The sequence below is a fragment of the Lentimicrobium sp. S6 genome, assembly GCF_013166635.1.
Lineage (GTDB): Bacteria > Bacteroidota > Bacteroidia > Bacteroidales > UBA12170 > UBA12170.
This window is the reverse complement of the sequence record NZ_JABKBZ010000033.1, coordinates 43275-58483: the sequence shown is the minus strand read 5'-3', so window position 1 is coordinate 58483 and position 15209 is coordinate 43275. Positions and strand designations below refer to the sequence as shown.

General features: G+C 36.0%; 10 protein-coding genes. All 10 read right to left on the bottom strand.

Going from position 1 to position 15209, the window contains the following annotated elements:
• Window positions 1–575: 575 nt before the first annotated feature.
• The gene (locus HNS40_RS12160; protein WP_172281145.1) at window positions 576–899 is read right to left on the bottom strand and encodes a TfoX/Sxy family protein; all 324 of its coding nucleotides are present in this window, start codon (window positions 897–899) and stop codon (window positions 576–578) included.
• Between the two features lie 11 nt (window positions 900–910).
• Window positions 911–1270 carry a DUF4180 domain-containing protein gene (locus HNS40_RS12155; RefSeq protein WP_172281143.1) on the bottom strand — a complete coding sequence of 120 codons (360 nt, stop codon included), beginning with the start codon at window positions 1268–1270 and terminating at the stop codon, window positions 911–913.
• Between the two features lie 4 nt (window positions 1271–1274).
• Window positions 1275–2843, bottom strand: a complete 1569-nt coding sequence (locus HNS40_RS12150; protein ID WP_172281141.1) for a M81 family metallopeptidase — start codon at window positions 2841–2843, stop codon at window positions 1275–1277.
• Window positions 2844–3348: 505 nt separating this feature from the next.
• Window positions 3349–5139, bottom strand: a complete 1791-nt coding sequence (locus tag HNS40_RS12145) for a PKD domain-containing protein (RefSeq protein ID WP_172281139.1) — start codon at window positions 5137–5139, stop codon at window positions 3349–3351.
• A 362-nt stretch (window positions 5140–5501) separates the two neighbouring features.
• A complete protein-coding gene (locus HNS40_RS12140; protein WP_172281137.1) occupies window positions 5502–7142 on the bottom strand; it encodes a hypothetical protein in 1641 nt (546 codons plus the stop codon).
• Window positions 7135–7671, bottom strand: a complete 537-nt coding sequence (locus HNS40_RS12135) for an RNA polymerase sigma factor (RefSeq protein ID WP_172281136.1) — start codon at window positions 7669–7671, stop codon at window positions 7135–7137. Before HNS40_RS12135 ends, HNS40_RS12140 begins: the two co-directional genes overlap by 8 nt.
• A gap of 1134 nt (window positions 7672–8805) precedes the next feature.
• Window positions 8806–10551 (bottom strand): T9SS type A sorting domain-containing protein, encoded by a 1746-nt coding sequence (locus tag HNS40_RS12130; protein WP_172281134.1) that lies wholly within the window; start codon window positions 10549–10551, stop codon window positions 8806–8808.
• Window positions 10552–10722: 171 nt separating this feature from the next.
• Entirely contained in the window at window positions 10723–12735 is a 2013-nt protein-coding gene (locus tag HNS40_RS12125; RefSeq protein ID WP_172281132.1) for a T9SS type A sorting domain-containing protein, read from the bottom strand.
• 65 nt (window positions 12736–12800) lie between these two features.
• A complete protein-coding gene (locus HNS40_RS12120) occupies window positions 12801–14417 on the bottom strand; it encodes an outer membrane beta-barrel protein (protein ID WP_172281130.1) in 1617 nt (538 codons plus the stop codon).
• Entirely contained in the window at window positions 14410–14946 is a 537-nt protein-coding gene (locus HNS40_RS12115; RefSeq protein ID WP_172281128.1) for an RNA polymerase sigma factor, read from the bottom strand. The genes HNS40_RS12120 and HNS40_RS12115 overlap by 8 nt, the downstream gene beginning before the upstream one ends.
• Between the last annotated feature and the right edge of the window lie 263 nt (window positions 14947–15209).

Below are 15209 nucleotides of genomic sequence, written 5' to 3'. Positions count from 1 at the left end.
AAAGTAAGATTGCATATGTTTTTTGACATAAAAAAGATAAAAATGTTTCATGTTTCTAAATTGGCCAAAATGAAACAGAACCATAATGGTTATCACCTCACTAGTTGATAAAATGGGCTTCCTTTTTGGTTTATTTCCTAAGGTGTGAGAATCCATAGTTTTGAAAAATTCAAAGCAAAAATCATCTGCTAAATAAAATATTTCGGTAATTTTGTTGCTGGAGATATTCATGGGTTTTATTGTTAATTGTTTGATTATCAGTCACAAAGATAATAAATACTCATGAAATCTCCTAATTTTATGGTCAAAAATATCACCATTAACAACTGAATTTCAGATAGTTAAAAACCGAACTCAGGTTAGTAGGTTTCTAGACAAGCTAGTGCGAATTCCCAAACCCCGGTGACCATATAAAAATCTTCTTTCAAGAGGAACAAGAGAACTTCCAAAACCAGTGTTGTGATGCTTTACGAGACTCTCATCCCTTAAAGCCTTCTAGCGAAGGGGATACTATATAGATAACTCAGACTATTAACCCTAAGTACTTTGATATACTTTAGACACTTCAAGAAATTCTATTTCTCTTTCTTGGGCTTAGGCGCTGGCAATTCTGTAATAGTAACCTTCACCAATTCGGCGAGTTTATCTCTGTCTTCCAATTCCTCCGTAATTAAGAAGCTTGGTTTTGCGCCTTCATAGGGAGGTGCTTCATTGACCTCACCAAGAAAAGCTCTTCCAGCTTTTGTGGGTTTAATGAATAGCTTATTATCACAAATCAGAGCGAAGAATTTATCATTACAGTATATTCCATACTCCCCAAACATGGCTCTCGTTCTGATCTCTCCAGCCTGCTCCATCTGGTCTGCCACGTAATTTACAAAGTCTTTATCTGTTGCCATAATTTATAATTTTAAGAATTTAATTGATGAATAGCTTCCTCTAAATTTGAAAGGAAAAATACTCTTTTTTGTTGATTACTCTCTTTTATAAAGTCTTGAAAACTCTTGCTTTCGTATTTTGAGAACTTGCCAATAATAGCCAGTTTTACTTTGTAATTGGAGAATTTTTGGAGGAGGTCTCCGAATATTCTAGTTTTCAAATCGAAGAATTTTGCATTAAAATGATACTCTTGCATGATGATTTTATCATAATCCTGATAATAAAGGTCTATCATAATTTGAAAACCCTCTTCAACTGAGTTCACTAGCTTCTTATCGGAAATTAGCTCAGCAATTTTAGTAGAGGGAGTAAGATGAGTTTTGATTTCCATAGCATTATTTTTTTGATCCAGAGATTGGGATTAAACGCGCGCTGAGGTCTGGATCTGCCATATCTGCATCCAATGGAAACATAGGGCGTTTTATGTGTTTATACCCCAATCTTTCTAGGTCTTGATCCACACCGCCTGGGGTTTGGGCCATAATCCAATCGGCACGCATATCATAAAGTTCTGGTACTAGGTATCCAATTTTCACTACGACAATATCTGCACCTCTAGGATTTAAACCTAGATTGGTGAAATCGCTTTCATGATGATAGGGCTTACGTATTTTGGTAACAATGACTGAAACAGAACCTACTTGTACCACTACTTCGGTTTCAGCATATTTATCGCCATGCTTTATGGCCATTACTTTTCCTTCTAACTGAATTGGTGGTGAAAATCGATCATCAATAGCGGCTCCCACTTCTCCTTTTACTTGTCCACCTACTCCAGCTTCTAAAGCTTTTTTAACAAGGTCGGGACCAGGAATAGAAGCATATATTAATTTTGAACCTTCCTCCGTTTTAAATTCAGGATGGCTTAGTATTTCATTTAATGTCCAAGTTACATCCCCTGCACCACCAGCAGTAGGATTATCGCCCATATCGCTAATGATGAATGGGTGATTATTGCTGGCAATAGCCATATTTAAACATTCCTCTAATGGGGCAACTGGTGCTACAAATACAAAATCATTTCTCACCTCCCAAAAGCTTTGTGCCAATGCTTCTGCGTTTTCTATTACTTTTTGTTTTTCATCACCCGTAACCATCACCACTGCATGATTGCGTTTTTCATCGGCCCAAGCATAACCGACCCAAATGGCAGCATCTAAAATCCCTTCTTTATCAGCCACTGGAGCTACCTGCGCATAAAGACTTTTTCCGGGTTCAATTCTGGTGCTGGTTTTTTCTCCTGGAAGTAAGATGGGAATAGGAATCCAAGCTTTAAAGGCTGGTTTTCCTTTTCCACTTTCTAATCTATCTAAAAGATTAGTCAAAGCTCGTTTTCTTGATTCTGTGGCATCTTCATGGGGAGCCAAACGATAACAAGTGATTAAATCACTATTCTCGGCCAATCGTGGCGAAACATTTCCATGCAAATCCATTGAAGTAGAAATGATGGTTTCATAACCTATTACTTCTCTTATTTTGATGATAAAGTCACCCTCTGGATCTTCTAAACCTACCACGCTCATGGCACCATGAATATCGAGGAATAAACCATCGTAGGGAAGGTTTTCTTTGAGTCTTTCTAGCGTTTCTTTGAGTAATGATTCGTAAGCTTCACGGGTAACAATTCCACCAGGGATGGCATGACCTCTAAGGCTAGGGAAATAGGTTGCTCTTTTTCTGTTGATGGAATCTGGCGAAAGGAAATTATAATAGGTATATACCTCCTCGCCACGACGAGCATGAAAAGCTTCTTTGTGGGTTTGAGCCGGAGAAAAGGTGCTCGATTCAATGGCAATTCCAGCTATGGCAATGCGAGGTAAATCTTTTTGTTGTTCTTCTTTATTTACTGATGTTCCACAGGATAATAATAAGATTAGTGATAGGAAATAGAGTACTTTTTTCATGCGATTTGTTTGTGTGTTTTTTTGGAAAAGTAAATGTACAACTATACCAATTAAAAACCATATTGAGTACTATAAATCGTTTCAATATAATTGAATCCCCTTTCCCGTTTCTCGAGACAAGTTGTGAAACTTTCTTGTTTTGCGGGACAAGTTATTGAATAGCTGTACCACAAATTGACTCAGAGGATTTCATAAAGAGGCACAAAGGAAAATAATGTCTTTGCCCGGGTTTTTTTTGAGTTTTTCTTGATGATTTTTGAAGCAGAAATTGGCAGATTGGTTTTATTGAACAATAAGTTTTTTTGTGGCTAAAATACCTTCATTTGATTGAGATATATTCCCTTGGCATAGTTGGCCAGAATGTTTTTAAGAGAAAATACTTTTCTTGCCAATACATTAATTTCAAAATATCTACTGAAAACAAAAAAACACCCCCACCAAAATTGGCAAGGGTGCATCATTATCTCTAATGATAGAGTGGATTATAAAAGAGTTTGAGTATTTATTATTTAATAAACTTCTGGCTTATCATATTCTTTCCATCGTTTCTTAGCTGTAGGAAATATAAACCAGATTTTAATTGATTGGTATTGATTTCTAATCTTTGTGTTCCCATACTTAATTGCTCTTGGGCTTCATACATCACTTGTCCTAGTTGATTGATAATTAAAACCTCAACTTGAGTAGCTTCTTGAGCTTCTACTTCGAGATAAGCTATATTGCCTACTGGATTAGGATAAATATCACCAATACGAGCGATATATCTTGATGCGATATCTTCTAATCCTGTGGTGACTCCATTTTCGGTAATATTGATTTCCACATGAGAAGTAGGATTGTCAGCGCTTAAGGTAATAATAGCTGGCTGAGTTGTTAAACCTATTACTTCAGCATATACCATATAGGTGCCGAAAGCGATATTAGAGAAATCGAATCCTGCGTCAATACTAGATGTAATCTCTAATGGATTTCCAGTTTCAGATAATAAGAATAAACTAATATCATCAGCTGACAACTGACTTTTAAAACCATCCCCTATAATATCTCCATTGATGACACCGTCGCCAGAGTTGGCACCAGAAGTAGTCTGAAGAATAATATCATATGGGTTCTCTAGTTCACCAAGAGTAATAATAGTTGCATCTAACCAATAGATAGCATCGCCATAATAGGTCGGATAAGTAGTATTAAAATGTAATGAAGATTGGTCAGCTTCTGCTAAAATTAAATAGCTACCTTGAGGTATATCAGCAAAATAGTAAGCCCCAATAGAATCTATTACACACTGAGCTATTAATACAAAGTCTTGACCAGAAACAGTATCGTTCATAATACCATATAGGCTAGCTATTCCTGAGTCAAGAGGCATGTTTTCTGCAAATACTTGCCCCCATAGGAATTCTCCAGAGCTACCACCTACAATATTCACCCAATGGCTAGATGTTGCTACACAGCCTTCAACATTAGTAGTAGTCAATATAATCATATAATCACCACCATTGGCATACTCATGAGTGACTTCTTGACCTTCAGCACTTGTACCATCACCAAAACTCCATGCAAAGTCTATGATTTCAGTATTATCGAGTCCGTAACCCCAAACGGTAACCGTCATATCATCTACTTCAAATTCAAATGCATTCTGACAATTGGTAGAATCGTTTCCTCCACCTGTGGTGTCTTGCATCACATAAATAGTTTGTGTAGAAATATATTCACAAGTATCGTTAAGAACAGTTTCTAGGCTTACTGAATAAGTTCCATCTTCTGCAAAAGTATGGTTCACTTCCATTCCTTCAGCTGTTGTTCCATCACCGAAGTTCCATGAGAATATGGCATCACCTTCGCTAAATATCTCACCTGCAAATTGATATTCTAGACCTTCACCTATGTAATAGAAGAAGTTTTCACAACTATAGTTGGTGGTATCATTTCCTCCACCTCCACCAGAAGTATCTGTACAAACTTCAAAATCATAATAGATTTCCATATTGCCAGGATTGAAAAACTGTGAAACCACTAAATAGTCATTACAAGTTTCTGTGGAGAGGATGATTTCTCCTTGAGTATTTTCATCGTCTAAAGTAATTTCATCAATATAATAACCATCGCTATTGGTAAATACAGAATTAGAATAGAAAAATCCAGCAATTGAGTCGCTGCTATAAATATTGACCATATGGCCAGAGATGGCATCTCCATTTTCATCAACTACCGTTCCGTTGACCACTAAATCTAATGCCATGATTTGCGTTCCTAAAAAAACTAGGACAAAGAATAAATAAATACGTTTCATGATTAATTATTTTAAATTAAAATTGTGAAGCCACTCTTTTAGGCATTTTGCCTTTTCAAAGGGGTAATCGTGGATTTGCTCACAATAGTTGCCTGTCTCTAAAAATATTTTCTATTTAATTTAATTGAGGTGTTTAGATAAGTGCTTATTCAAAACTAGAAGGTAAACACCTAACATAATGATTTTTAGTCTTTTTTCATTTTCCCCAACCCCAAGGGGAGCGAAAAAAGCATGCTCAAAAATAATTAGTTCTACAGTTTGTTAGACCCCATTAAGCTAAGCAAATAATTAAAAACCCTCTATAATTATTTTTTATGAGGCTTAATCAATCCACAAAGTCTGAGCTTCCTAAAACAACTATTTTAAAACAATTTAAATCGAATACCCGCTTTTACTTTGTATAATTGGTATTTCCTTCTCATATCTTGATTGAGGACTTGGCTTTCGTTCAGTTGATATTGATATTCGGGTTGAATATAGAACTGCCACTTCTTCCATTGATAGTTGATATTTGCTGCGGCCATTAATCGCCAGGTAAGCGATGGATTCACCTTTCCGCTATATTCCTGAATACCTCCATCTTTGCTATAATAATAACCCTCATTGCTCAGATTAAGTGCAATAGCCGCTCCTCCTAATACCTGGAAACTCCATTTTTTATTATGGGTTTTAAACTCATAACCTATCATCAAAGGAATGTTTAAATAAGTATAAGTATTGGTATACTTCTTGCTATTTTCGTCAGTGGACATCACTTTGTTATAGGTTGAATCTACATGAGAAAGAAGCGTATCTTGCCTGAAAATGGTATCTATTACAAAGTGATTGGTATCGACTATGATATAAAAGGTATCAATTACTTGCTCTATGCTAAAAGTAGAATCGTAATTCCAATAACTCAGTTCGATATCTTCGAAGCTCTGTGACCATTTATAGTCTATTTTCTCTTTAAAAACTTGATAATCGATTCCGGTATATAATAACCAAGGTTTATCTTTTAATTTTAACTGAAATCCCATTCCAAATTCGTAGGACAACTGAGGCGTTTGAGTATAAGCTGTTGATGTTAAACTATCACTATATAAAGCAGGAGAAGATGCGGTATTATCAAACATAAATCCACCTACATGAATATCAAGAAAGGCATTTAGTTTCTTTGTTTTTGTACCTTGAGCACTCCTATCTGTAGTTTTGGCAAACTTTGTCTTCTTAGCTTTCTTCTTGGGCTTTGTTTTCTTTTTATCTTTTGAATCTATTTCTTTATTGTTTCCATCTATACTTGTATTACTCTCCTCACTTGTTAAAGCACTTTCTTCTCCAATTTCAATGCTCACAGCTATTCCTAATTCTTCTGCTAATGTTTCTTGAATGGCCTCCTCTAAAGAAATGCTTTCATTTTCTTCAAAAATTGGAGTTTCAGGCTTGGTATTCTCTTTGGTTTTTTCTTCTGATTCATTTGTCAACTCCGGTGCTATCAGAATTTCAGATGAGGTTTTTTCTTCAATATCAAGTTCCTCATCTAGCAAAATAGCTTGAGGCTCTTTATGATTTTCACTAGATGAAATAATTTCTTTTTGTTCAGAATCCACTATAATAGTTTCGGAAATATTCTCTTCATTTTTCTGTAAGGGATTTGACTGCTCTTCTTGTAGAGTTATCATTTCTTCATCAGATATTTTAGGGGAGTCTATCATTTGAGATTCAGCTGTAGGTTCAGCATTCTCTTCCTTTGTAACACTTTTAGTAATGGTGTTTTGAGTATTTGAGAGTGGGAGTTCTAGATGAGTTCCCTCATTGGATAGTTCCTCATTTTGCAAGGCCTCATAAACCAACCAAGAAGAAACAGCGATGATTCCGGCCATCAAAATATATTTTGCCCAACGGAAATACATGGCCGTTTTGAGCTTAGCATCCAAAGTAGTGAGGGCATCAGGAGATAGTTCAGGAGAAAATTGGCTGAACTTTTCATTAAATAGCATTTCAACATCTTGCTTCTTATCCATGATATCCTCCTTTCTCCATTATGATTTGTAATTTTTGTTTAGCCTTTAAAAATTGTGTCTTCGATGTGCTTTCAGAGATACCTAGCTGTTTAGCTATTTCTTTGTGCTGGTAACCTTCAATAGCGAAAAGGTTAAAAACCATTCGATATCCAGCAGGCAAAGTATAGAGCATTTTCAGTAATTCATCCATTTCCACATCATTGGTTTGCGGGTTCGAAAGACCACCAGCATAAACAGTATCCACATCAGAAAACATAGGGTCATTTTTGTGTTTTCTATAATAATCGATAGATTTATGGACCACAATAGACTTCATCCAGGCCTCAAAAGACTTGGTTTTATACTTTTTTATATTCTTAAATATATCCATAAAAGCGTCCATTAATACTTCTTCAGCCACCTCTCGATTATTGACATAGCGGAGACACAGGCCATAGAATTGCTTACTATAGCGCTGAAATAAAGCCTTTTGTGCTGTTTTATTTTGTTTCCGACATGCTTTAATGATGTCAGACTGGTTCCACTCCATATCTATGGAGTCGTAATTTTATTGGTAATAGTTGCCCCAAGAATACTTTTTTTTGAATTCCTTGTGATTTTGGTTCATCATTTTTTGTCTTAACACAAAAAACGAAGCAAAAAAAGTCAAGACTCCACCTGCTTCACTCAAAAAAGCTACGCTAGATTTTCTAAAATGCTTAAACCTCAATTTTTAATTCGCATTAAAAATATCAAGCAGAAAGCATTTCTTACCGAAAACGCTAGCTTGTTTTTTGGCTCACCAGCTGAGGTCATTAAAATCCGGAGCAGGGAAGTGTTTTTCTGCAGATCAAAGGGATCAAAGCCTTGAACAAAGTGAAAGGATTGAGGCCCTGGTTAGCTTAAGGGATTTTATAAAAGGCTGAGGGCTCGAACGATACTATTCGCAACCATCAATGCAGGGAGAATTATAACACATTGAAAAATGTGCCCTTTCTTTGGTTCTGTTTCTTTCATGCTGAGCGGTACCGAAGTATGTGCACGCAAAGAAATGAACATGAAGTCGTCATTTTTTGTCTTGACACAAAAAACGAAGCAAAAAAAGTCAAGACTCCACCTGCTTCACTCAAAAAAGCTACACTAGATTTTCTAAAATGCTTAAACCTCAATTTTTAATGCGAATTAAAAATTTCAAGCAGAAAGCATTTCTTAACGAAAACTCTAGCTTGTTTTTTGGCTCACCAGCTGAGGTCATTAAAATCCGGAGCAGGGAAGTATTTTTCTGCAGTTCAAAGGGATCAAAGCCTTGAACAAAGTGAAAGGATTGAGGCCCTGGTTTGCTTAAGGAATTTTAAAGAAGGCTGAGGGCTCGGCACGATGCTGTATCGATGCGTCAGCACTTCAATTATGACTAGCCGCGGGCAAAGCCCGTGGTGATGAATAAACCGAAGGTTTTAGGTCGGCCAGAGTATCATATTAGGAAACTACTTTTCCTGCCGACCTATACTCTAATCTCAAAGCATAGGCTAAACATAAAGGACGGAATACAATTCCGTCTAAGCAGATCGATTTTGAAATCTGAGTAAGCAAAAAAAACCCCACCAAATAAATTTGATGAGGGAGCTAAAATTAATTGTAATGAGATCAGATACTAACTGAGGAGAAAATATCCAATATTGGAGTATTATTTAATTAATTTACTTCTAAATATTTTGTTTCCTGATTGAACTTCTAATATATACCAGCCCGACTCCAAATCACCGACAAACAAATCTTGTAGCTTTTGACTTGGCAATTGTCCACTTAAAACTAATTGCCCTGCGGCATTGTAGATTTTATAACTGGCTGAATTGGATTCTGGTAAATCGAAATAGACAAAATCTCCATTTATGGGATTGGGGTAAATTTCTAAGAGTGTTTCTTTATAAAGATCCTCCTCTAGACCTACATTATAATCACCAAAATGAAGCGGGTTTTTAAGGTAATCTACTCGGACTTCGTGAGCATAGTCTTGTAATAAATCTTTGCTGTTTTTTCTTAAGTCACTAGGTGCTGTGACCAAAGCCAGATCCAAATAATGAGTACTCCCAGCTTCAAAGGTAAAAGGTCCCATTGAAGCCAGTCCTCTTATATCTTGAGGCTGATTCCCTGCGGAATACTCACTCCAAAGAATTTCGTTATGAGGTTCTTCACCTTCAATACTCCAATGACATGAGTCACTATCTTCCATAAATACAAACCTTGTTTCAGGACCTGTCGCCCCACTACTAGAATGGCCATTTCCACCATATAATATTGGGCTCCCATCTTTCCAAAATCCTTTCATATAATTATAGAATTCTGTATCATTTCTTGGATCTGTCATTGCATCATTCCAAACACTACTAAATGCTACAAACCTATTCATTCCGAAGCGTTCATTATCTATTATACCATCATCAAATCCAGAGCCATTAATACTTTCATTGCATTCCCCTGATGGATTATCAATATGATCAGCATCTAAATTGGGTCCACTTAAAATACAACAAGCTTGAGATGGAATGGTGTCTCTATATCCATATGGATAGCCTTCTGGACCATCAAAATCATCTGCATTATATCCGTAAAAATTACCATTTTCAACATGACATCCGATATAATCATCATCTGATTTACCAATATCAAAATCGGCAAACACTCCCAGATAGGTATCTTGATATGTATTCTCACTTCTATTGATTATCTTATAGCTAAAAAAGATCGTCGTGTTATAGACACTGCTCGCACTTTGGTTCATTGCCCATGCCATACAATGTATTTCGACACCCATGATTTTCCCTTCCGACTCAGTATGCTCTCTATTATCATTAATAATGTAGAAGACACTAGCATCACCTTTTATGAGTGGATAATCTCCACTTTCTGGGTGATAAACCCCATCTGAATCAACATCAACAAAAGGAGCTAAATCCTGTGCTTGATTATATTCTAAATTCCCATGTGCAGGCCAAGATGAAATACACTCAGGCATCTGGTATCCTGGTAAGGAATAGTTTTGAACATGGTTATTTATTTGAACCTTAGTTACCTTCCATGATTTATACCATAGAGTTGAGATGGCAGAATTAAGGCTATTAGACCCTGCATCTGTATAAGGTCCACTCCAGAAATCACGCCCATTTTGATAATATTTATCAGCTGCTAAGTGTAGTTCATCATTAAACATTCCTCCTATCCACAAACCAAAAGTATATAGGGGAGACTTTGTGCTAGTTTTTGGATAAAGATAAGTTGGCATGTCATTCCCATAAAACTGAGCTCCGCGAGGGAATATCGGTGCCAGTATTTCGTTACAGCTAATCGTATCGGTAGGGGGAAGGTGTAGCTTTTGTGAATATGCTATGGTAAAGACAAATAGGAATGGTAATATCAGGATTTTGGCTTTCATAATAAGGGTTTTAAATGCACTACAAATATTAAAAAAAATATCATTATTATCAAAACTTAAATACCATATAAACAAACCCCCACCAAATAAATTTGATGAGGGAGCTAAAATTAATTGTAATTATAATAGAGATCGGATATTGACTGAGGGGAAAATATCCATTATTAATGCTTATTTAATCAATTTACTTCTGTATGTACTCTTTCCTACTTGTACCTCTAATATATACCAGCCCGACTCCAAATCACCCACAAACAAGTTTTGATGTTTTTGTTGCGGTAATTGCCCAGTAATCATGATTTGCCCAGTGGTATTATAGATTTTATAAATGGCTGAATTGGATTGGGGTAAATCGAAATGGATAAAGTCTCCATTCACTGGATTGGGATATATTTCTAGTATTGATTCTTGTTCTATGGCCTCCTCTAATCCCACATATTGGTTGCCGAATTCTTCAGGATTTTTTAAATACTCGGCTCTAATACTGGCCACATATTCTTCCAAAAGGTCTTTGCTGTTTCTTTCTTGATCGCCAGGAGCGGTTACTAGAGCTATATCTAGATATTGTACTGCTCCTGCTTCGAAGGTGAAAGGACCAATGCTTGCCATCCCTCTGCGATCGCCTGGCTGATTGCCAGAGGCTTCCTCCGTCCATAATCCTGGATAAACGTCCATTCCATCCGTTCCCCAGTTGCAAGTATCACTACCTCCAGGGTACATAAATCTTGCTGGGATCGAACTGTCACCACCAGTAGGACTACCATTACCTCCATAATAAAATTGCGAACCATATGTAAGTAGCCCTTTTAAATTATTATAGTATCTTGGAGCAATTGTGGGGTCTGTCAACAGGCCATCTGTATTATAAGCTAAGAAATAACTCATTCCCAACCTTTCATTATCTATAATATCATCTCCAAAGCCTGAACCATTGATACTTTCATTACAATCTCCACTTGGATTATCCATATTATCCTTATCCATAAATGGACCAGCGAGAATACAAGTCGCCTGTGAGGGTGGGTTCTCACCATAGCTTTCTGGCTCGCCATTACCATCAATGTCACGGCCATTATAAGCATAATAATATCCTTGTTGCACATTAGAACCTATATAATCATCATTGGCAAATCCCAAGTCTATATCTGAAAATACTCCAATATAGAAATCATCATAGGTAATCATACTCCTATTAAAGAGCTTATAACTATAAAATATAGTGGAATTTAATTCTTCATTATCTGCTTGCTCTTCATAAGCCCACGCCAGACAATGTATTTCCATTCCTATATTACTACCTTCAGTTTCTGTATGAGCCAAACGATCATTAAAAATAAAAAACACCGATTCATCACCTTTTATTAAAGGATAGTCACCTTGGCTAGGATTGTATTGTGAATTTAAATCAACATCCACAAAGGGAGCAAGATATTCTGCTTGGCCAATATTGAGATCTCCGTGAGCTGGCCAAGAGGCAATGGCTTCAGGTATGATATAATTTGGTTGATTATAATTTTTAAGGTGATATTCTATTTCTTGCTTGGTGACTTTCCAAGTTCTACACCATATTCCTGCATTTAAAGAATCAGTTATAGCCAAGCCATTATCTGTTAATGGACCTGGCCAAAAATCGGTGCCAATTTGTCTATATTTTTCTGCTGCTAAATGTAATTCCCCTGTATTTCGGCTTAGCCCTCCCATCCACAATCCATACGAAAACATTGTTTTCGAAGTAGATTCATTTGGATAATAATACTGGCTTCCAAAATAGTTTGGACTAAGTTGATAATGGTAATAGTCATCGAAAAATTGTAAATTACAGGGATATATTGGAGCCTCTATCTGGTTGCAATCTAATGTATCAAAAGTGAACTTGGGAAAAATAGTTATTGAAGCAAACCCATCAACACCAACAATTTTATACTTAATACTATAAGTAACTAATGAATAATCGGGCATTTTATACAAAACAATTGAATCATTATAGGTGACCATATTTAAGTCTTCACTAATAATTGTATCAATAACGAGATTTGAACCACTTTGGTTAATATCATTTAATAAAGGATTAATAGATGCGAGTTCTCCATGTTTTGCTGATGTTGTATCATTAACAAGAATTACTTGGGAAAACAGAGCAATTGTGCAAAATAATAATCCAAATAGAAACAAGTGCTTTTTCATAATAAATAGAATTTGGTGCTTATATATGTTTAGTCGTATATATTCTATGATAGGGTGCCTGAGTATTAAAATAATTTGAAAGCTATTCCTAATTCCAAGCCATAAATCACATATTGTCGCTTCTCGAAATAACTGGGTAAGTCCTTTTCTTTCAACTGAAATTGTAAGGAGGGCTTGGCATAAACCGATAAATTCTTCCAGTGATAATTGAAACTCATTTGAGCATTTAAGCCCCAGTTAATCAATGCTTTCTGCTTTTGAGGATAAGCGAGAATATAACCATCAGTATTATAATAATAGCCCTCGTTTTGCAATAATATGGCCATATTGATACCCGCCAAAACATGCACCTTAAAATGTTGGCTGGGTAAATCTATTTGATAGCCAATTAATAAGGGAATATTCAAATAGGTATACTGATTGCTATACTTTTGTTGATGTACTTCACTTATGGAATGCTCATAATAAGAAGAATCTATACCCACTAAAATGGTATCATGAATGGGTGGATCGATATGATACTCGAAAATGGAATCGTATTGCCAATGACTTAATTCCTCATCCACATATTCTCGAAGGAAATAATAATCGATATCCTCGTTTAATTGCTGGTAATGCAATCCAGTTTTAAAACTCCAATCACTATCCACAGGCTTAAATAGAAACTCTATACCAAAATCATAGGAAAGCTTTGTTTTTTTATTATTGAGAAAAAAGGTGACGGTATCGTTTTCTGGTTCTAAAGGAGCTGCCATATTTTTAAAGAAAACAGGTGTAAATCCCAATTCAATACTCCCAGAAAAGTTCAATGGTTTTTTCTCCTTGGGTGGTTTTGATGATTTCAAAACTAATGCAGAACTGGGCTCATTCTGTGCTTTCTGATTACTTGTTTTTTGTTTTTGTGATTTAGTTTTATGATAAGTATCTTTTACTTCAACAGAAGCGGCCATGCTGATATTCTCTTTCTTTTCCTTCTTATTTCGTTTCTTTTTGTCTTTCTTAGCTTCTAAGCTCATTGAAGAACTACTGGTCTTAATATTCTCTTCCTTCTTCTTTTTTTGCTTTTCTTTATGCTTCTTCTCTTTTTTTACTTGCTCAATCTTTATTGGAATAGACGGCAAGGCTGAAACACTCTTTTCCGCTAATACTTCTCTTTCCACCTGAAAATCTAGATAAATAACTTCTGAATGAAAAGGGATTTTTTCAAATACTAGGCTCCTCGAATTTTCAATATTAAGCTCTTTTACTGGACTTAAATCATCCTCAATAGATTTGCTTTTCATGCTTAGAATAATAGATTCTTTATTGTTTCTCTGAGGAGGTTCATGAATAAAACTATCCTCTAAAACTCCAGACTGAGTGCTGCTTTTTGGAATTGACTCCTCCAATTCTCCTTCTTTAATCGATTCTATTTCAGTAGTCGTTTTTGTTTCATTTAGTTCGACGAGTTCTGTAGAGTGATATTGAGTTTGAACTGCATCCACCTCCTTATTGATTAAAATAATAGTAGTTAACAAGCTTGCAGAGATGATGGTCAAACCTAGAATCCACTTCCAGTATTTAAACCACTGCATTCTTTTAATTTTGCTCTCCATGGCCAAGTCGAAATTGGAGGAGGTATCCTTTTGGAAATTATCAAAATCGCGATTAAAGAGTTGATCTATATCTACTTGTTTAGACATGATAACCTCCTTTCTGCAATATTTCTTGGAGCTTCACTTTGGCTTTATGTAGTTGTGATTTGGAAGTATTGACCGATATACCTAGCTTTTCGGCTATTTCCTTATGTTGAAATCCTTCAATAGTATAAAGGTTAAATACCATTCTATAACCTGCTGGCAAACATTGTAAAAGCTTCACCAATTCGTCCAGCTCCAATTGCTCCGATTGATGTTCTTGCACTTTTTTATCCAGCACATATTCTATTTCTTCAAAGGCGGGGTCGTTTTTATGCTTTCTAAAATAATCAATAGCCTTATGTACCACAATCGACTTCATCCACGATTCGAATGAAGCACCTTTTTGCGATTTTATAGTTTTGAAAATGATAACAAAAGCATCCATTAAGACCTCCTCTGCCACTTCTCGGCTGTTCACATATCGCAAACATAAACCCAGAAGTTGCTTTTTATAATGGCGGAACAAGGCTAGCTGTGCCTGAGCATTTTGCTTTTTGCAGGATTTAATGATATCAGCTAGGTTCCACTCCATATGTGTTCAGTCGAGATTTGGTGCTTTGGGGTTGCCTGCAAGATATAAAAATAATTTCTATTCTAACGGAATAAACGACAATAAATGCTGTGTGGTTTTCTTCTTTCTGAACCATAACTCTAGCTTGTTTTTTGGCTCACCAGCTGAGGTCATTAAATTCAGGAGCAGGGTTTTCTTTCCTTTAGATTTAGGATAATGGCTAACAGCTTTGAAGAACAGAAGGCTGAAGGCCTGACATGTGAATAAACGCGGGTAAAGCCCGC

Coding starts and splice junctions, on each gene's coding strand:
- HNS40_RS12130 (WP_172281134.1), bottom strand. CDS start 10,551: ATGAAAGCCAAAATCCTGATATTACCATTCCTATTTGTCTTTACCATA.
- HNS40_RS12115 (WP_172281128.1), bottom strand. CDS start 14,946: ATGGAGTGGAACCTAGCTGATATCATTAAATCCTGCAAAAAGCAAAAT.
- HNS40_RS12140 (WP_172281137.1), bottom strand. CDS start 7,142: ATGGATAAGAAGCAAGATGTTGAAATGCTATTTAATGAAAAGTTCAGC.
- HNS40_RS12145 (WP_172281139.1), bottom strand. CDS start 5,139: ATGAAACGTATTTATTTATTCTTTGTCCTAGTTTTTTTAGGAACGCAA.
- HNS40_RS12120 (WP_172281130.1), bottom strand. CDS start 14,417: ATGTCTAAACAAGTAGATATAGATCAACTCTTTAATCGCGATTTTGAT.
- HNS40_RS12160 (WP_172281145.1), bottom strand. CDS start 899: ATGGCAACAGATAAAGACTTTGTAAATTACGTGGCAGACCAGATGGAG.
- HNS40_RS12150 (WP_172281141.1), bottom strand. CDS start 2,843: ATGAAAAAAGTACTCTATTTCCTATCACTAATCTTATTATTATCCTGT.
- HNS40_RS12135 (WP_172281136.1), bottom strand. CDS start 7,671: ATGGAGTGGAACCAGTCTGACATCATTAAAGCATGTCGGAAACAAAAT.
- HNS40_RS12155 (WP_172281143.1), bottom strand. CDS start 1,270: ATGGAAATCAAAACTCATCTTACTCCCTCTACTAAAATTGCTGAGCTA.
- HNS40_RS12125 (WP_172281132.1), bottom strand. CDS start 12,735: ATGAAAAAGCACTTGTTTCTATTTGGATTATTATTTTGCACAATTGCT.